This window comes from Sinomonas flava (genome assembly GCF_039531875.1).
GTDB lineage: Bacteria > Actinomycetota > Actinomycetes > Actinomycetales > Micrococcaceae > Sinomonas > Sinomonas flava.
Genome location: NZ_BAAAQW010000005.1, coordinates 177,570 through 196,477, shown reverse-complemented (window position 1 = coordinate 196,477; position 18,908 = coordinate 177,570). Strand labels below are relative to the sequence as shown.

Genomic DNA, 18,908 nt, shown 5'->3' with positions numbered 1-18,908 from the left:
CAGCACGTAGCTTCGTCGCTATCAACGGTGAACGACAGCGAAGTCAGCCTGCGAGTCCGGAGAACGTCTACGTATTTCCGTGGCACGTCGTCATACAGAGCGTCGCGAAGCTGCTTCTCGACGAATAGTCGCGCAAAGACTCGCTTGAGTTCGATTTCGATGGGTGGAACGGCTCCCCTGCTCGCCCGACGCGCCCAACAGCCCGGGCAATCGCAGAGGCGATTTGAAGAGCTCAGGACACCACGCGTGGCGGAGCCCTCATCTACCGATTCTTTATCCCGTCCCCCGTGATTCGAGTGCGTTTGATGTGTTCCGCCCTGAGCGCTCAGCATAGCCTCAGGAGGGATGGCATCCTGTTCACGGGTCTCGAGTGACACAGCAGGCCGCTGTGCCTCAAACCGAGCAATGATGGCTTGCGCCATATCTGCATGCTGCGACCCGAAACAAGGCCAGAAGTACGTTGAGATGACATGGGCGCGTGCAGCAATTACGGACGCCTCGTCCGCTCGACTCTCCAGGAGCTTGCTTCTGAGTATCGCGACGACAGGTTCTGGCCGCGGTCGCCGCAGAGCCGGAGGGACGGACTCGAGCAGCATCTCAAGCCATCGTGCCTGATCATCTACGCACTGCTCGAAGACCCGCTTTGCCAAGGGTTCCGGCTCAGGAGCCTGACGCATCGACCAGAACGAGTTCCATGTGGTCAACCGCGCGTATTCTGCGCGGCGGGCCTTGTCATTCCCAATATCGACAGCCGTCGCCTCATCGACAGACATCTCGCGAGACGGGGCCGTCGGCCGCTCGTCGCTCAGACGGTTGAAAGATTCGCGCACCCTGGGCTGGTATTCCTCGGGGACTGCGGGCCAGAACGACTCACCCAAGACACGCGCCAGTACTTTGTCAAGCACACCGTTTACGAGGGGCCTCGATACCAACTCAGACCAAAGGCGTTGATCTGCAGACAATTTCTCACCCGCGAATGAATGCGCCGGCGGCAGGAGTGCAAAGACGCGGTCGAGCCACCCAGCGTAACGTCTGAAGTCTTCCTCCAATGCCGCACGGAAGCCATCGTCAGGGACCGAGAAGCCCTTCCGGCTGCGCCTAGCCCAGAAGACGTCCCACGAATCGATCTCAATCTTCCGATCGATCCTCATAGAAGTGGGGACATCGGGGACCAAGCCCGCTTCAATCTCGACGTCATAGACAGCTGGCACCGTCTTTCTTGTCAGTCTCTGCCGTCCGCCGCGAAGCCAGTCGCCGATTCCCACAGTTACCCCCATCTCCCACTGTTCCCAAGTCGAAACGTAAGTCGTGGATGACGAATTGTCGAAGTTGGAACGATCCGATGGGCCGTGATAGTGGCGCACGCACCTCCCCACGCTCCGTAGAATGTCCCTGGCGCCCGACGCAGCACCGGGCCGGCACCACCAAGGGGGACACCGTGACGTCGGACCTGACCGCGCACAGCACGCAAGACCGCGATCAGGTTCTCCGCCTGATCGACTTCCTGGCCGAGTACGACGCCCAGCGCAACAAGCCCGTCCGGAACATCGCGGACTACAGGCTGTTCCGTCTCGACGAGTCCTCCCTCCCGAACCATCCTGCCGTCCGGCTCGCCGCCTCGGAGGAGAAATGGCTCGCAGTCGACTTCATCGACCTCCCGCCGGCGCCACCGATCCCCTCGAAGCTGGAGGGCGTGCTCGACGACGGCACCACCCTCTCGCCCACCCGGCGTCCCACGTTCACCGCCGAACCGCCGGCGCCGCCAGCCCGCAACCTCTCCGAAACGGACGCTGAGCAGGCCGAGGCCGCCTACGCCGACGAGCTGGCGGCCCACGAGGCGCTCGCCACCGCGGCGGAATCGTGGATCAACGAAAACTGGGAACCGTGGTCGCAGCGGCATCACGCAGCGAGCACCGTCAAGAACCTCCACCGCGAGCTCTTCGAGCAGCGCGAACGGCTGGTCCTCGAGCGGGAGTCCGTCGAGCTGGTGTGGGGCTTTGGCCGTGCACGCTGGGACGTCGACGGGTACAGCGTGGACCACCCGCTCCTGACCGTACCGGTCGAGGTGGACCTCAACCCGAAGTCCCAGGAGATCTCGATCTGTCCGGCCGGAGATGCTGAAGTCGAGGTCCACTACACCTTCGGCCTGGACCTCCACGACAGGGCGTCGCTCAACAGCACCCGAACCGCAGTCACGGAGCTCGAGCTGGATCCGTGGAACGCTATAGAGCGGGGCGACGTCCTCAAGAGCCTCACCCGCGCACTCGACGACAACGGCACCGTCGCCAGCACCCTCCCCAAGACGGCGGGCGAAAATCTCGTCACCGCGGACACCTGGACCCTGTACCTGCGCCGCCGTGTTCCCGACTCCCAGGGCTTCCTGCGCCGGATGCGCGAGATCTACCTCGACGGCGGCACCATTCCGGCCCCGCTCGCGGACGTGGTCGCCTCGCCGGCGGAGCACCCAGGCGCCGCGCACGACGACGCTGCCTCCTCCAGCGCGCCGGCGCAGCCTCCGCTCCTCCCGCTTCCCGCGAACGACGAGCAGCGCCGCATCCTCGAGCTCGCCCAGAAGATGCCCGGCGTCACCGTCCAGGGCCCTCCCGGGACCGGCAAGTCCCACACGATCGCCAATCTGGTGAGCCACTACGTCGCCTACGGCCAGCGGGTGCTCGTCGTGTCCGAGAAGGAACAGGCGCTCAAGGTCCTCTCGGACAAGATCCCGGAGGGGATCCGCGACCTCACCGTGTCCGTCCTGGGCGCGGACACGGAGAGCCGCAAGGCGCTCGAGCGGGCCGTCTCCACTATCCAGGAGCGCGTCGGGCGGCTCGACGAGGCCGCCGCCGACGCGGCCATCGAGCGCTACCGCCGCGAGCTCGACGAGACGGACCGCGGGCTCGCCCAGGCGACCACCGACATGCTCCGCGCCCGGCAGGCCGAGGTGGAGACGGCCGACGGCGAGTGGCTGGCGGGGGCGGATCCCACCCCTCAGGCGGCGGCCGTCTGGGTCCGGGCCAATCAGTCCACGCTGGGCTTCGTCCCCGACACACTCGACCTTTCCGCCGGGATCCCCCTGACGAAAGCCGAGTACGCAGAGTACCTGCGGCTCCTCGGATCGGTTGAGGCCACAGACGCGCTCGCCGCCCTCGCCGCAGTGCCGAACCCGGGTGACCTGCCTACGTTGGTGGAGGTCGGCCACCTGTGGGAAGTGGCAGCGGACGGCGATACCGCTGCCGACGGCGTCCGGCACGCCTTCGCGGACTGGCAGCGCTTCTCGGAGTCGGACAGGAGCCGGATCGTGAAGGCGCGCGAGTCCGTCGCGGCCTTCGCCGACGTGCTCGCGGGCCTCGAATCGTCCTCCTTCAAGGAGCTGGTGGCGCGGCTCGACGACGCACTCCTCGTCAAGGAGCTCGAGCAATACACCTCAACGCTCGTCTCACTGCGCGAGCAGGCGATGGCCCACCGCACCTCCCTCATGGCGCACACCGTCGAGTTCACCGAGCCTGCCACCCCTGACTCCCTCGCCGTCGTCCAGCAGGCCAGGGACAAGCTCGGCGTCTCCGGAAAGCTGGGCATGTTCGACGGGCGGCTGAAGAAGGCACTCGCCGCCTACACCGTGAACGGGCAGCCGGCCCGCTCGGCGGTTGACGCCGCGCTGGCCGCAGACGCAGTCTCGCTCGAGCTGGCGCGAGCCCAGCTGGTCCGCGTCTACACGAACCAGCCTCGCGCCGGCGTCGCCCGCATCCTTTCGGTGCGTCCCGAGAATGACATCGCGGACGAGATCGACACGCTCCGGGTGCTGATGTCGCTCCCCGGGAAGCGGCACGAGGTCGCGACCGAACTCTACGAGCTGGGCGTCCGCTACGACCGGCTGGGCACCTCAGCCGAGGCTTCGGCACTGGCCGGGGACCTCCAGAAGGCCCTCCGGCACTTTGAGGCCAAGGACGCCCGGGCCGAGCTGGCTGCCCTCGAGTCCACCCTCAAGGCGGGCACAGCGACGCTGGATGCGTCGCCACTGTGGCTCCAGTTCCTCGACGCGCTCCAGACCTCCGACCGGGACGCGTGGGCACGCCTGCGGGACGAGGCCGCACGTCTGGTCGCGCTCCTCGAACCCGCTCGCCGCCTGCGCGAGCTCGGCACCCGCCTTGCCGCCGTCGCACCGAGCTGGGCCAAAGCGCTCGAACAGGACCCGGCCTCGGCGCCCGCACCGGATCTCATCGAGGCCGGCTGGCAGTGGCGCCAGCTCGACTGCTGGATCTCCGGGGTCGCGAACCTCCCGACTCCCGCCGAGCTGCAGGCGCGCGTCGACGAGCTCGGCCGCAACCGCCGCCGAACGGTCTCGCGCCTCGTCGAGGAGCTCGCGTGGCGCCGGCTCAAGGGCAACCTCGGGCCCAAGCAGCACCAGGCGCTCCAGTCCTACGTGCAAGCCGTGAAGAAGTACGGCAAGACCGGCGGCAAGTACGCCGCGCGCTGGACGCAGATTATGCGGGAGGCGCTCAACGAGTCGAAGGACGCCGTGCCCGTCTGGGTCATGACGACCTCACGCGCGCTAATGAGCTTCCAGCCGGACGCGGTCCCGACCTTCGACGTCCTGATCATTGACGAGGCCTCACAGATCGGCTTCGAGGCCCTGCCGCTGCTCGCGCTCGCGAAGCGGGCAATCGTCGTCGGCGACGACAAGCAGACCAGCCCAGAGCACGTGGGCCTGGACCGGCAGAAGGTCTTCGACATCCTCGACGACCATCTGACGTCCGTCCACGGGTACAAGTCGCTCTTCGACCCGGACAACAGTCTCTACGACCTCGCGGCGCAGAAGTTCTCCTCGCCGGTGATGCTCTCGGAGCACTTCCGCTGCCTGCCCGAAATCATCGCGTTCTCGAGCGACCTCTCGTACAACGGCCGAATCGTTCCGCTGCGCGACCAGGCGCCCTCGCCCGGCTGGGCACCGCTCGGCGTCGTACGGGTCAAGGACGGCTACCGCCAGGGCGACGTCAACAAGCCCGAGGCCGAGCAGGTCGTGGCGCTGGTCAATGAGCTCGTTGCGGACCCGGCCTATGACGGGATGACGTTCGGGGTCGTGTCGCTGCTCGGATCGAGCCAGTCGAAGCTCATCTGGGACCGGCTCTACGAGGAGCTCGGGCCGGAGGAGTTCGAGGCCCGGGCGATCCGGTGCGGCGAAGCACCGGCGTTCCAGGGCGATGAGCGGGACGTCATCATCGTGACGACCGTGGTCGCCGTCGATCCGCTAGCGCCCACCACGCGGTTCGGCGCGATGACCAAGGAGTCCGAGCGGCGGCGCATCAACGTCGCGGCGTCCCGTGCACGGAACCAGATGTGGGTCGTGACGTCCGTGGACCCGGGCATGCTGCCGCAGGGCGACTTCCGCGCCGGCCTCATCCAGCACTGCTCGGGCTACATCGCGCACCGCGCGGAGCAGGACGAGCTGCTCGCGGCGTGCGAGTCAGAGTTCGAGCGGCGGGTAGTCACGGACCTCGTGAACCGCGGCTTCACCGGGGTTGAGGTGCAGAAGAAGGTAGGCCAGTACCGTCTGGACATCGTGGTCTCCGGGCCCGAGCGGCGCCTCGCGATCGAGTGCGACGGCGACCGCTGGCACGGTCCGGACGTGTGGCACCAAGACCGGACGCGGCAGGAGGTGCTCGAGCGGGCTGGCTGGACCTTCGAGCGCATCCGCGGCTCCGCGTACTACCGCGACCCCGAGTCCGCCATGGCCGCGGTGTGGGCGCACCTGGCGGAGCTGGGCATCCCGACCGGGGACGAGTGGCGCGATGCCCCCGCACGAACCATGGTGAGGGAGGTGTCGGGGACGCCGGAGCCGGTCGTGACTGCGCCCGAAGGAGCGATGCACGACGGGGGCGCGCCTGGCCGGGACATCGACGTTCCACAGCAACCCGCGGCCATTGCCGAGGGTCCGGATCTGGCTGAAGCACAGCCCCAAAACGACTTCGGCGATTTCTCGGACCTGTTTGAGCAACTCGAAGACGAGCTCGCAGACACCTTTCAGCCCGAATCTGCTGACGAGCCCGATCTGGCTGGCGAGGAGATCAGCGACCAGCCATCCCTTCTGCCAGCGGGCGTGATCAAGCTCCAGCCGTATGTCCAATGGAGCGGCCGCCCGCTTGCGCAGGCGACGCCGAATAGCTTGCACGAGGTGGAAGCCGGCCTCGTCGAGATCGTCCGAGTGGAAGGACCGATGATCGCGAGGGAGGCTTACCTGCGGTACCAGCAGGCTACTGGTGGATCCCGCGTAGGCAAGGCACTGGCTCGCCTGTACAACAAGGCGGCCAACGCCGCCCTCCGTGACGGTCGAATCGGCCGCCTCAACGACGGCCTCATCAACCTCACTCAGGCCACCCTCTACGTCCCCGGTCAGGAACCAGTAGTCCTGCGTGAGCTCGGGCCCCGCACCATCTATGATGTGCCGAAATCGGAGATCGTCGTCGCTTTCGAGCAGCTCATGTCGTCAGGGATCGACCACGCCGAACTGGACCGTGAACTGTTACGGCTTTTCGAGCTCAAGAGACTTACAGGCCCGACCATCGCCTTTTTGAACGATGCCAAGCAATATCGGTGGCAGGTCCGATGAGGCTGTGGCAGGTTCTAGGCCTTACCGCCCAGCCCACCAAAGAACAGGTGGGACGGGAGGCAGCAGCGGAGCGCACGCGTCGCGAAATCGCGGCTGTGCGACAGGCAGCATGGGCCGATGCTGTGGCGCGGAGTGCCTCGCGGGACGCCATCCAAGAGGGCACCCGCCTCAATCGATCGGCTGGCACCAACGCCATTGGCCGTCCGAAACTCACGCGCAGCCGACTGCCGACCGACGTCAGCCGGAGTCAGCCCACCGAAGGACAAAACGAATGACTGATCAAGACGGACTCTTTAATGTCTCCACCGAGCAGCCGCCCGCAGCGCCGACTGAGCGAAAGATCTCTGATCAGCAGGTTCAGCTGCTCCGCGATGCCTTCGCCGCAGCTGGCATCGACGGTATGGACGACCGCAAGGCGATCGTCGAGTCCGTGACCATCAGATCAGTTGCCACCATCCGCGACCTGCATGCGAAGGATGTACGCCCGATCCTTCGCCGCATCGAGGAGCGGCGGAACTACGCAGCTCCGGTAACCGGCTCGGCGTGGGACACCCGCGAAGAAGACACCTGGATCGACCGCCTGTGACCGTGGCCGCGTCATGTCGCGTCGATGATGGCTTGGTCCTTCTTCGAAGTATCGAGCACGCGGAAGCCGATTCGACCTCGTGGCGCGGACTTGTAAGGCATAGCGAGTGAAAATAGCGTCGCCACGTCCTTCGTCACTATCGGATCTTCGAGCAGGTCCGGATTGCGATCCTTCCCAGAAGCCGGGTCGGCGGCGAAGGTCAGCAGCATAGCTCCCCGTGTAGGGGTGCTCAGTTCTGCTGCCTGGGGGCCACCGGGCGCCTCCTCTTTCCCAGCGATGCGCTCAACTGCCGGACGCTGGCGGAAGGAGCTTCCGGAGAAGCCCGCGCGATCATCTCGTCTGCTGCGGCTGAGGATCTGAATCGACGCACCATCAACGTTCCGACTTTGCACCCCTTTCAGCTCCGGGACCATCACGGCCCAATCTGTCAGCATGCCCTCGTCAATTGCCTGCCGCATGAAGCGCAACGTGGGCTTGAATGAGTAGTTCTCGGTCCAACTGAACTGCTGCAAAGCGCTGTACATGGACTCTGCATCGACGATGACAATCCGAGCTTCGAAGGTCTTGACTGCTGGCCCTGAGGCCGACTTATCGTCCGCATACTCGAACTCCATGGGCTCGCCCAGATCAGCGAGCCAGCCGCGGATGGCAGCAAAATGAGTCTCATTTGCCGAGCCGTCGCCGCGGTCCGCCTGCCGGGGGAAGTCCTTGAGGTCTCCCCCATCGCCCTCGAAGTCAAGCACCGCGTTGTACATCTTGTTTGCGCCCGTGGGCTTAAGCCAGGGCAGCTGTTGGAAGACGAGGGGCGGCACGTCAATAGGACGCACTTCCGGATGGCCGTCATCTCCGAGTCGGGCGAAGCGACGGAGTTGGGCCCGGAAGGACTCCTCGTCCTGGACGATCGAGGTGAACGCGTCATAGAGGTCATAGGTCTTCCCGCGCGCGTCGACAATGTCACGCGCGATATAGAGCCTCACGAGGTCGCGATAGCCGCGCCGATAGCCAAACCAGCGGCCCATCTGCATGAGGGTGTCCGCCGCGTTCGCACGTCGGCGGTAGTAAGAGACAGTAAGCCCCTCCACGGTAAATCCGCGGCTGAGCTTCGCGCCGCCGACCATCACTCGCCAATATCGTCCGGTCGTGAAGTCTGCGGCCTTGTAATCGCTCTCTTTGGAGCCGTTCACGATGACGACCGGGTTGCCAGCAGCTGTGATCAAGTCGAGCGCATCACCAACGTATGCCTTCAGCTCGTCGAAGTCGTCGGGCAGCGCTGCGCCCCAATCGCCGCGGGCGTTGTGCACAACCCTGAAGTCGTCTTCGAAAAGTCTCCGAAGCCGCGAGAGCCCGGCGATCTGGCTGTATTGTGCGGTCTTCCAGACGTCCTCAATGAGCTCGGCGAGCTCTTTGTGCTCCGTCTGCTTCACCGATTGGTGGGCCAGCATTGTGTGGTGACGGAAAGACAGGCTCTGATCATGTGCGGCGCGCCAGAGCTTGATTGCCCCGCTCAGGACAAACGCGTCAAGAGCCTCGCGAATCTCGGCTCGCTCGGTTTCATTGTCGGCTGCATACAGGTTCCGGACGAACGCCTTCTCATTCGAATTGGACGCGGTTATCGGTTCATCGTCCGGCAGCGGGTCCAGATCGTGAAACTGCTTGCCCCCCATGTACTCGCCAGAGGGCTCAAGGCCCACGATGAAATCGCTTGGGAAGATGTCAACAGCATCATCGGGCGAGACGAAAACATTTGCGAAGGGCGTCGCCGTGTAGCCGACATACTGCGCCCTCGGCATCTCAGACAAGATCTGTGAAATGAGCTTGTTGATCGCAGTGCGCTCCTTTTCCTCCTTCGATTTCGCGCGGCCTGGATTGGTCGTATTGACGGAGGCCTGATCAGCTTCGTCATCGATCACCAGTACCGGAATCTCCTTTAACGACGCATGGACGTCGTGAAGATCGCGGAGGAGCTTCTCAAGGACCGTCTTGTTCTTCTTGACGACAGCGAGCCTGACGTCAGTGCTGAAGAGATTCACCGGATCGTACATGGGCTTGAGAGGGTCTTTAAGTTCGCCGGCCCGGCGGAAGTCGAGCGTATCAAGCCCGGCCTTGAGGGCCTTATAGTCGCCGGAGGCAGTTGTAAGACGCTTAATAGCAGGGATATCGGTCTGAGAGTTAATATCAATGCCGTGCCGGAGGAACTTTCCTTCTAACCAGTCCGAATCTTGATCGCCGATGTAATCGACTCCCCGTACGGCGTCGGGATCCTTTGGATCACGACCACCGAGAATGTTCTCCTCGCCGACTAGTTCGCGGTCGAGTCGTCTCTGGGTCTGTCCGCGCAACAATTCAATCGTGCCGGTGAGCACTATGACCAGCCGGTAACCAGTATCCACTGCTTTCGCAATGATCCCAGTGAAGTTCGCTGTCTTACCGCTCTGGACGTGTCCCACGACCAGGCCCTTCGACTGGTATGACGTCGCGCCTGCGGGGTCAGCTAGGCGACTGACGATGTCTGAGGTCGACTCATCGAGGTTCGCGATGACATCAGGGTCCCAGCCATTCCGCTCGAGCACACCACTATAGGCCTTCCAGTAGAAGTCGTGATTTGCCTTCCTCTCCGCGGTGTACCAAGGATCCCAGGGGCCCGGACTGGAAATCACGATGTCGCGCTGGGTGACCGTCGGAAATGCCGCGTCCAGCGTCTCCCTCGATGCTGCGGCGAGCCCAAGCCTCTCGAAGATCAGCGCGCGGCGCTCGGGGCTTTGACGTTCAGTCTCGGCCGCCCATGGAGCATCGGCTTGTGAGTCCCACCGGGCAAGACACATGTGCGCGGCTTTCCGTGCGGCTGCGTTGCCGTCCCCCGAAATGATCACGTCAACGATTTCACTCTCGGTCGCCGACAATGCAACGTCTTCGAGCCAAGCATTCACCTTCGAGACAAGCTTCTTCGGCCCGGCTTCGCGCATGCCGTCGAATACCGATCGGATCGCGGTCTCGAGTTCACTCATGAAGGCTCCTCACAGAAGTCGTCGAGGGGCGCGGGTGGCGCCACATAGTTAAGGTGGCTGACGTCGACACGATACGAGACAGCACTGACAAGGGTGCGCTGCGGGATGACGTGATCGAGCCGTGGCCCAGTGATGGCAGGAAACTGCTCATCGACCAGGTAGGCGCGCGGCACAGACCGCATCTGGAAACGCGTCCGATAGAGGTCGGCGTCGTTATCGGACCATCCGAGTCCCTGAATGGCTGCGTCGAAGGTCCTACGGGTCCGGTCCAACTTCTTTCGGGTTTGCGCAACGAGGTCTGAGAGGGTGAACCCATCTTGGGAAGCACCAGCTAGCGTTATCTGTATCGAGGTCAAATACAGCGTCCGGCCTGTAGCGGGCTGCAGTTGCGATTCGGATCCGATCACATGCACCCGCGATTCTGATCGCGTGGTCTTGACTTCTGCGTCGAATTCTTCGAATCCGAAGTCGTGTTCCTCCGCTAGGGGGCCGAGCCAAGCCTGCATCGCAAGGTCTTCTCCCGCGGAATCGACGATCTGCCCCAGCACGAGTAACTCACCGATCAGCCCAGCCTCTTTCTCGTCGGTCATCCGGCGGCGGCTGCTGAGGAGACTCTTCAGGCCAGACAGCGACTCTGAGACCGCATGCCGGAACGACGCGCCGCTTTCAAGCTGGTCCACGATGGAGACGATCAGGACGTAGCCCTCGTAGTGCATGCGCGTGGCGTCGACAGTCAGTCGGAACCAGTCCCCCTGCTTCCCGAGGAGACTGGTTCTTTCGACCGTGATCCGCTCGTAGGATGCGACGTCCGGCTCCGCCCCGAGCGCGGGGCTGATCAGTCGAAGTTCCTGGCGAGGCGGGTCTATCTCGAGAACGGCCCCAACTGAGTCGCTCAGCGTGAACGCTGCTTCGACCCCGGCACTGAAGTAGTCCTCAACGGTCTCTGGAGTTAGGTCGCGATCACTCATCCGGTTTCCCCAGCTCCCGGGCCTGCAAGGCGAGCTCCTCACGAAGTGCGGCGGTGAGAAGCTCTTCCCACGCCGCCAATTCCGCTTTCTCGCGCGACCCAAGGTGAGATCCTTCGAAATACCTTGAATACAAGATCATCAGCAGTGTCTTCACGAACGGGGCGTCGTCGGCGTCCATGCTGCCGGGCCCCGCGATCACATCACGGTATTGCTGGTTGAGCCAGATCGTTCGCCGGTCGAGATCAATTCGGAGCGGCGACTCGGACTTCTCCAGCGCCCAACGAATGTCGACAGGATCCGCATCAGCGCGGTCAACAGTCGAGCCGAATGCATCAATAAGATCTGCGCCGAACCCACGGCCGGGTTCGACGAGTTCGACGGGCCGCTTCGTGTATTTCCTCGACTCGGCACGAGCTCCGGCAGCCGCAGTGAGGAATCCTGCGAAGGTGAGCCCAGACTCGCCGACCGTGGCGCCGAGAAGAGCCTGCCGCAGATCAGCATCGAGCTCGAGGCCCGCCTTCTCAGGGTTGATGGTGATGTGCGGCTCTAAGGTGGCCGTGACGTCCAAGGCAATGCGTGCGTATTCCAGTTCAGGCCGGCTGACAGTAAGCGTGTTCCACCCCCCGATCTGGAGCAGGCGGTCCTTGCGATAGAAGTACAGGCCCTGCGCGAGGGTTCCCGGTCTTCCGCCCAGCCTGAACTCCGGTCGTCCGGATTGCGCGGCAGGCCAAACATGTGCGCGCCCGAGGACCTCACCCCCGTCGATCGCAGTGCGGAGGTCCGCGGGGTATGGGTCGTTCGGCAGCCTGTCGTAACCGAACGGGTCGATTGCCGAGACTACGCGAGGCACACCCGATTCCCGGTGCTCCAAGTCGTAAACGTCCACGACGATGCGCACGGCACCCGAAGCGATCCTTCGATGGAAGACAACACCGAGATGCGACATGACAGCGCTGATTCGTCCATCAATCCAGCGGGCCCGGTCGGAGACGTCTGTACTGCTCAGGAAAGTGCGTGGATCCGCCCATTCGACAACGGTCCCAGTCGTGAATACGAAGTCGACAGTGATGCCCTCGAGCAGTCCACCCACCTCCTCGTCGTCGAGCTCTGCGACCTGGGTCGGTTCAGAGGCCGCGATCATCCGACCCGTCGGAGGCGCGCCGAGGCGGTGCGAGTAGACGCGGAGCACGTCCGCTTGGCTGAGTGAGGCCGCCTTGAGGCCGAGCCCAAAATGACCGAGATCGCCGGGCGAGTAGTCGCGGGTTCGGGCGAACGTCATCGCGTCATCAATCGACGCTCCGTCCATTCCCTCGCCATCGTCGATGAGTCGCAACCCGACAACGGCACCCTGGGTCTCGAGGAACCGCACGCAGACGTTCCGGGCCCCAGCATCGATGCTGTTGTCGATGAGGTCGGCAACCGCCGTCTCGAATGAATGGTGCCTGCCAACTGCGCGGGCGATGGAGGGATCGGGCGGTATGTCACGTGTCCTCGTCACTCGAGGCGCCGCTCCTGCCATCACAGCTCCTCGAACTTGTTCTTGGTGAACCCGAGCTGCGAGCCGTTTTCGCGGACGGTACGAACGATCGCGCTTGGAAAGCCAGACCGCTTGTCTGCATCGATCGTGATCCGCACCTCAAAGATGTCCGGTTCAGCACCCTGCAGGTGTACCAGGAGCTCCTCAGCAATCTGCCGAAGCTGGGCAGGAATGTCGCCGGTAGGCTTCACATCGACGGCGCCGGTGTAGCGCGCGTTGGCGATCGTCGTTGGCCCTGGCTTCGGCTCCGCGGATCCGTCTGTTCCCTTGGGCAAAGTCAAACCCGAGCCGCCGCCGTGCGGTTCCGGACCGGGGCCTTCGGTGCCGGACTCACCGCTAGCCCGATCCTGCTCACGTTTGCGCTGGGCAACCGCCAACTCCGGCTTCACCAGGAGCATCGAATCCAGAATGGCCGCTGGGGCGGCGTCGTCGAACGGCAGGCGTAATCCTAGGAAGTCCCCCGATTCCGCGTCATACCCGTCCGCCAGTGCGAAGCCAATCTGGAGCCACGCGGCGTCGTGCATTGCGCTGGCAATGGCATCCAGCAGTACCTTCTTGTCGCGGAGGCGCGCCAGGTAGGGGTACCTGACGTGGTACTCCCAAAGTTCGTGGACGCTGATCCGACCGTCGTTCCATTTGCTGCGCAGGTGATTCTGCAGCTCGATGGCGATCGACTGCATCGAGTAGCGGGTGATGATTGTGTCGGTCTTCTCGAGTCTTTCGCCCGCCGTCCGCACGATCGATTCGACCGCCCCGTCGGCTTTGACCTGCGACGAGGTCCACGGCGACCCTCCGTCTGGCTGCTGCGGGTAGAGGGCCCATATCCACGTTTCACGGATCCGCTGTTCGACAGTTGTGTTGAGCGAGGTCAGGCGCCGCTGCACTGTCTCGATTTGCCCTTGTGTCAGGTCGAGCACCTTGCGTTCGCGGCTGATAGCATCCCAGGCGAGATAGTGCCGGGCGACCTGATCGAGGTCGGCCCAACGGGCCTGATCAGCTGCCAGCACGACAATCGTGTTCACACCCAGCCGCGGCGCCGAGCCCCTCGTCGAAACCACGCTCCGAGTGAACTCGTGGGCCTTCGACCCGTAGCTCTTTCCATCGTGAAGGTGCTGTGGCCCGGCAATGACGAGACGCACGTTCTCCGCGTCCGGCACGTCTGAGGAATCCGCCGGCGCGTAGATCACATCCGTAAAGGTCGCAGGATACTTCGCTTGGTGACGAATACGGTCCATGACGAACTTCTCGACGTCCGCAGAGCTGAACGATTGTGCGCGTTCCGACATCGTGCGGTTAAGCGAGATCTGAAGATCGAACCAGTAGCGGTCGCCCTCGCCGTACAGATAGTTTGCCCGCTCTCCAAGCATTTGAAGCGCACTGCCGAAGTTGCCGACCGTATCTCCTGGCATCGCGACGCCCAGGAACACCCGCTTGCGTTCGATGCCCTTATGGCTGGAGCGCAGAGTCGCCGCGGACCCCATGAAGGTAGCACGGGCGATCCGCCGGGTCAGAGCACGACTCCCGAACAACGGCTTTTCGCGATCTACAAACACGGCAGTGGCATTAATGCCGTCGATGTCACTCTCGATGATCGACTTCCATCGGTCACCGTCGTCGAGGTACCCGGTGAGCTCGTCTCGCACGGCCGAGGAATCGAGCGGGATGGAGCCGGGCATGATCAACGGCGAATCGTCTCCGGAACTGTGCAGCGCGTGCACCACGGCGCTCATGAGTCGGAGAACACCGCGCGTCCTTTGGAACTTTTCGAGAGTCGACCAGTCGCCGTACAGGCGGTCGAACAGCTCCGGGTGGATCGGATAGGCATCACGGATGCGCGATTCGTAGGCCGGGTCTCGGGTCTCAAGTGGAAGCTCGCCGGAACTTCTCCGGTAGAAGTCGACGAACGCCTTGGCCGTCGCATCGATCTTGCGGCGCGCCGCGGCGTCGGGCTCACGGAAGAGCCGACGCCGGACGATCTCGAATGACTCCGTGCTCGACGCCGGAGTCCACGGCTGCGCCACGCGGGACACCACGTTCTGGAGACGCTCAAGCGCTGCGCGACCGTGCGCGCCCCCAACTTCAAGATCGGAGGCCACGGGGGCATCATCATCACGCCTGACGTCAGACGCGGGGATTGAGACCAGGAGCAGCGCGCCAGGCACAGCCTTCACCACCTCGGTGAGCTGCTGGGCGAAGGTGAACTGCGTTTCAAAGCTTCCTCCGACCAAGTGGTCCTGGCCGTACAGCCCGCGGGCATAGGCCACCCACTCGTCGATGAGGATGATTGCCGGCGCGTGTTGCTCGAGAAGCGTGCGCAGGGCAGCGCCGGGGTTTGTCCCCGTGCGGTCTGATTCAGCGACGAGCGCGTAACCGTCCGCGCCGCCAAGTTGCCACGCGAGCTCCCCCCAGATCGTACGGATCACTGTTCCGTCAGGCTTTTCCCACGCCTGCCCTGGCGAGAGCTCATTCCCCACGATAGCGACACGCTTCACACTCGCCGTGGCGTCGGCAGGGTCGACGCCGATCGTGCTCAGAAGATCTTGCACACCCTGGGGGTACTCCGTCGTCGCGCGACCGCTGAACAGATGCCACACCGCCAGCATCGAGTGCGTCTTACCGCCGCCGAAGGCGGTTTGCAGATTGACGACAGGAGCAGCATTCATGTCGCCGCTCAATCGCCTGGCAGCGATGCTGAGAAGGTTCTTCAGCCCCTCGGTAAGGAACGTGCGGTTGAAGAACTCGATGGGATCGTTGTAATCCGAGGACGACTCTGCACCGGTCGCGACTTGATGAAGGTCCGCTGCGAACTCTGCCCGTGCAAAATCGTTGGACGCGATATCTGCGTGCGGCTGAAGAACCTCGTTCCAGGGCAAGAGGTCGCTTGACGCGAGGCCCGGCATGCCAGCCTGCGCGCGCGTATCCCGCCGTGTCTCCTCTGCGTAGGCTGATCGCTGCACGTCAAGCTTCGCCTTGCGCACTGCGTCGGCGGATTTCGCAGCTCCGATCGCGCGCAGCAGGCGGTCGGTTGTATCGAGAGCGCGGTAGGCATCGTCTGCGCTGAAGGGCTTGCGATGTGCCCACGCGTCGCGTACGGAGCGAAGCTCGCTCGCCAGGTTCTGCTCGGCACGGGATAGGACGCCATTGAAGGCGTACTTCAGAGTCCCGAGCGGTTCGGTGATGACGCGAAGCTGCACTTGAGGGTCGCTGGGGAGGTACTCCTTTCCGTCTTGGCCGTCCTTGGCCGCGAGCAGCCGGGTCCAGTCGGTGATGCCCTCGGGCAGGTGCGGGAGAAGGACCCGTTCAACGAAGGGCTCGAGTTCTTTCGCGAGCACGTCGAGCGCAATTCCGACGCGATCGATGTTCGTCATTGCCACGAATCAGACCTCCAGTCCGTCGAAGTCCAGCGTCGATTCCACCCAGCCCTGTGACCGCTCCACAGCGGCTGCGGCCGCACGCACCTCCGGCCACGAGGAGCCGAGATTGTTGAAGACGATGGCAGCCTTCGTGAGACCCCGCTTCTCTGCGATGGAAAACAATAGGTAGGCCAGCTCGTGAGCCGACGTCATGTCGAGCGCGCGTTCCTCTGCAGCTGCGAGGATTCCACCAGCAGCGTCCAGTCCATGGGTTTCAAGGGCCTTTGCCATGTGGAGGACGACTTCCCACAGCGAGATACGGTCATCTGTCCGCGGATCATAGTTCTCCGGCAGCTCCTCTGGGGCAAAGAGCTTGACCTTGCCTCCTCCGCTCGAAATCACACCCGCGCGCGCAAGGCCTGCGATCGATGTGTTCTTAGCGCCGGCGAGTGTCTCGGCCTCGCCGTAGTGCGATACGTCGAACCCATGGGCCTCGAACCACGCAATGCACCACCGAGTGTCGTCGTCAAAGTCGCCTTGCTGTAGCGAGAGCACTTCGTCCAGGATTGCGTTAATAGCGCTCAGCGCTGCGCGGACGCTCATCGCCTCTCCAGAGGGTTCCACTACACGGGCGTATTTCGAGAAGACACCCATCCCCGGGCCGATCGCTGCCTGCGCCATGTCGACGGGCGCAACTGCGCCTTTCTGGAGATTATGGAGAGCGTCGGGAAGACTCGATCGGAGCTCAGCCAGAAAACTGCGGCGATCAACGATCGAGGCGTTCTCGGTGCGCGGTCGAAGTGCAAGAACGATCGACGAAGCGAGCGCGTTCGTCTCGGATGCGATCATCCTGCTCCCGAGTTCGGAGCGAGCTGGCCACGTAGCGGTCACTGTCCATCCTGCTCGCACCATTCCCCCGAGTATCGTCTCCCATCCAGTAGACGCGGTCCCGGATGTGTCAGTTTCCGACTGCTTGAAAGCATAGTAGACCGTTATTGGATACTCGGCGTCCGCAGAATCACGAGCGTGCTCGAAGACGTCCTCAAAACCAGCTTCGAAGAACTCTCTAGCGCTTTCTTTTCCGCCATGACGATACGGGTTCGCAACTAGCTCTTCCGCCTTGGGGACAAGCATCGTGCTCAGCAGCTCAGGGTGGACGTTCCGCAGCGATCGCCGGAGCCAAACATAGAAAAAATCCGACAAGTCTGAATACCCGATATTGTCATAATAGGGTGGATCAGTAGACAGCACAAACGATGAGTAATCACGTGAGGCCGCATCGGCTTGCTGAGAATGACCCGCGACGGCAGTCTCAGGAAGTAGGTCCAGCACCTCGGCCTCTGATTCGAGAACGGCCGAAAACCCACCGCCTGCGGACCCTAGCGGGTGCGCTTCCGCATAATCCCAATTCATGGGAACTGCTTGGCGCTGGAAGGAGCCCCTCAGCCGGTCCATCCCTGATTCCCAAGTGCACATCACGTTATTACGCGCGATGTGCTTGTTCACCACAAAGCCCAGGTAGGTAGCAACGGCATCAGCATATGCCGCGGCGCCTGTCCCACCTGCCTCGAGACGATCACCTTCTTCGAGGCCAGCAGCGAGGGCGGCCTGGAGTACACGCTCCCTGGCTTCACCCACGAGGTCGCTGAATGTCGTCAGTGCCGTCAGCTGTCGGTTCGTGAACAATGATGCGAACGACGTAAGACCGTAATTAGGAGTCTTGAAATCACGCGGATTTCTAGGGAGATCGCCACCGGGAACGTTCGCTGGCGCTTCGACGGAAGCCGCCTGCTTATCATCTGGAGTCGGCTTCAAGTAGACGCGCCGCCGATTTCCCTCCGCAACGACTGCGATAAGCTGGCTACCGAGACCGCGTTCGCGGCCGAATTCGCGTATATAGTTGAGCGGCACAGCCGCGGCGCAGGACACGCATTTTGCGCCGAGCCTGCCCACCGTCCCGTCATCTTCCTTGCTCGTAGATCGCTTCGGGTCATGTCCGATCGAATACTCAACCCTGCCGTGGACGACGGTCGGCACGACGTAAGCTTCCTTGCCCTTCTTCTTGCCAAGCCACCAAGATCGAACGAGGGGCATCTCAATGCCACACGCCGGATTCGGGCACGTTACTGTGCGTGCCCAGATCCATGCGATGACCGTCGCCGTCGTGCCGTCGGCGAGTGTCGCCTTCGGGTAAAGGTGGCCGATGCGCCGTTCGGCCTCATCACGCATCCACGCGCCATAGCGACGCACGTCCTCAGCCAGGCCGGTCGCCTTCGGCCACCAATGACGCTGGGCCTCGGCCTCGGGGAAGACTGGCGGTCGACCTGCGAACTTCGGCGGGATCTCGATGAGAGCCTTGTTGATGAGGACGGCAACCGGGTTCAGGTCACTAGCGTGAGCTTCAAGACCGAGTCGCTGGGCCTCGAGCGGAATGGTGCCACCGCCCGCGAAGGGGTCAAGAATCGCCGGCGGGCGGCCGTCGGTCGATCGCATGATCTCCGCGCGCACCTGGTCGAAGAGCGACTCATCGTTGAGATTGTCCCAATCGACCATCCGTGTGATGAGGTCGAAGAGCCTCTCACGCTCGACGTCGATGCGCCGCTCGACGTACGCGTCGACGTCGTGCTCGCCTCTCCGCTCCGCCTCCTGGCGGAACTCGGCTGCGCGCTCGCTCGGGTCGTCGACGAGCTGTGCGAACAGGACTGCCCGCGCCGTCGCGAGCGGTCGGCGAGCCCACCAAAGGTGAAGTGTGGACGGGTGACCGTGCCGGATCGACTTCTCACGCGCGGACTGCGCATTAATCGCTTCGAGGGGCAGCGCTACCTCGATCAGCTTCTTCTTCATTCCACTCCACT

At 63.4% G+C, this 18,908-nt stretch carries 7 protein-coding genes; 2 read left to right on the top strand and 5 right to left on the bottom strand.

Annotation, left to right across the window (positions count from 1 at the left end; all coding sequences use genetic code 11):
- The first annotated feature begins 1,438 nt into the window (after positions 1-1,438).
- Both ABD298_RS09415 and ABD298_RS09410 read left to right on the top strand, forming a co-directional pair.
- Complete coding sequence (locus ABD298_RS09415; protein ID WP_344299428.1) at positions 1,439-6,604, top strand: AAA domain-containing protein; 5,166 nt, start codon at positions 1,439-1,441, stop codon at positions 6,602-6,604.
- Positions 6,605-6,875: 271 nt separating this feature from the next.
- A complete protein-coding gene (locus ABD298_RS09410) occupies positions 6,876-7,190 on the top strand; it encodes a hypothetical protein (protein ID WP_344299427.1) in 315 nt (104 codons plus the stop codon).
- Between the two features lie 11 nt (positions 7,191-7,201).
- Here ABD298_RS09410 and ABD298_RS09405 read toward each other — a convergent pair whose 3' ends face one another.
- From ABD298_RS09405 to ABD298_RS09385, 5 genes are read right to left on the bottom strand one after another with little or no spacing between them, the layout of a single operon-like run.
- Positions 7,202-10,195: a Z1 domain-containing protein gene (locus ABD298_RS09405; protein WP_344299426.1), complete on the bottom strand. Its 2,994-nt coding sequence runs from the start codon at positions 10,193-10,195 to the stop codon at positions 7,202-7,204.
- Positions 10,192-11,163, bottom strand: a complete 972-nt coding sequence (locus ABD298_RS09400; RefSeq protein ID WP_344299425.1) for a PD-(D/E)XK motif protein — start codon at positions 11,161-11,163, stop codon at positions 10,192-10,194. The genes ABD298_RS09405 and ABD298_RS09400 overlap by 4 nt, the downstream gene beginning before the upstream one ends.
- Complete coding sequence (locus ABD298_RS09395; protein WP_344299423.1) at positions 11,156-12,682, bottom strand: ATP-binding protein; 1,527 nt, start codon at positions 12,680-12,682, stop codon at positions 11,156-11,158. The genes ABD298_RS09400 and ABD298_RS09395 overlap by 8 nt, the downstream gene beginning before the upstream one ends.
- Entirely contained in the window at positions 12,682-16,068 is a 3,387-nt protein-coding gene (locus tag ABD298_RS09390; RefSeq protein ID WP_344299422.1) for a Swt1 family HEPN domain-containing protein, read from the bottom strand. The genes ABD298_RS09395 and ABD298_RS09390 overlap by 1 nt, the downstream gene beginning before the upstream one ends.
- Before the next feature lie 9 nt (positions 16,069-16,077).
- Positions 16,078-18,897, bottom strand: a complete 2,820-nt coding sequence (locus ABD298_RS09385; RefSeq protein WP_344299421.1) for a DUF1156 domain-containing protein — start codon at positions 18,895-18,897, stop codon at positions 16,078-16,080.
- Between the last annotated feature and the right edge of the window lie 11 nt (positions 18,898-18,908).

Coding starts and splice junctions, on each gene's coding strand:
- ABD298_RS09410 (WP_344299427.1), top strand. CDS start 6,876: ATGACTGATCAAGACGGACTCTTTAATGTCTCCACCGAGCAGCCGCCC.
- ABD298_RS09405 (WP_344299426.1), bottom strand. CDS start 10,195: ATGAGTGAACTCGAGACCGCGATCCGATCGGTATTCGACGGCATGCGC.
- ABD298_RS09400 (WP_344299425.1), bottom strand. CDS start 11,163: ATGAGTGATCGCGACCTAACTCCAGAGACCGTTGAGGACTACTTCAGT.
- ABD298_RS09395 (WP_344299423.1), bottom strand. CDS start 12,682: ATGGCAGGAGCGGCGCCTCGAGTGACGAGGACACGTGACATACCGCCC.
- ABD298_RS09390 (WP_344299422.1), bottom strand. CDS start 16,068: ATGACGAACATCGATCGCGTCGGAATTGCGCTCGACGTGCTCGCGAAA.
- ABD298_RS09385 (WP_344299421.1), bottom strand. CDS start 18,897: ATGAAGAAGAAGCTGATCGAGGTAGCGCTGCCCCTCGAAGCGATTAAT.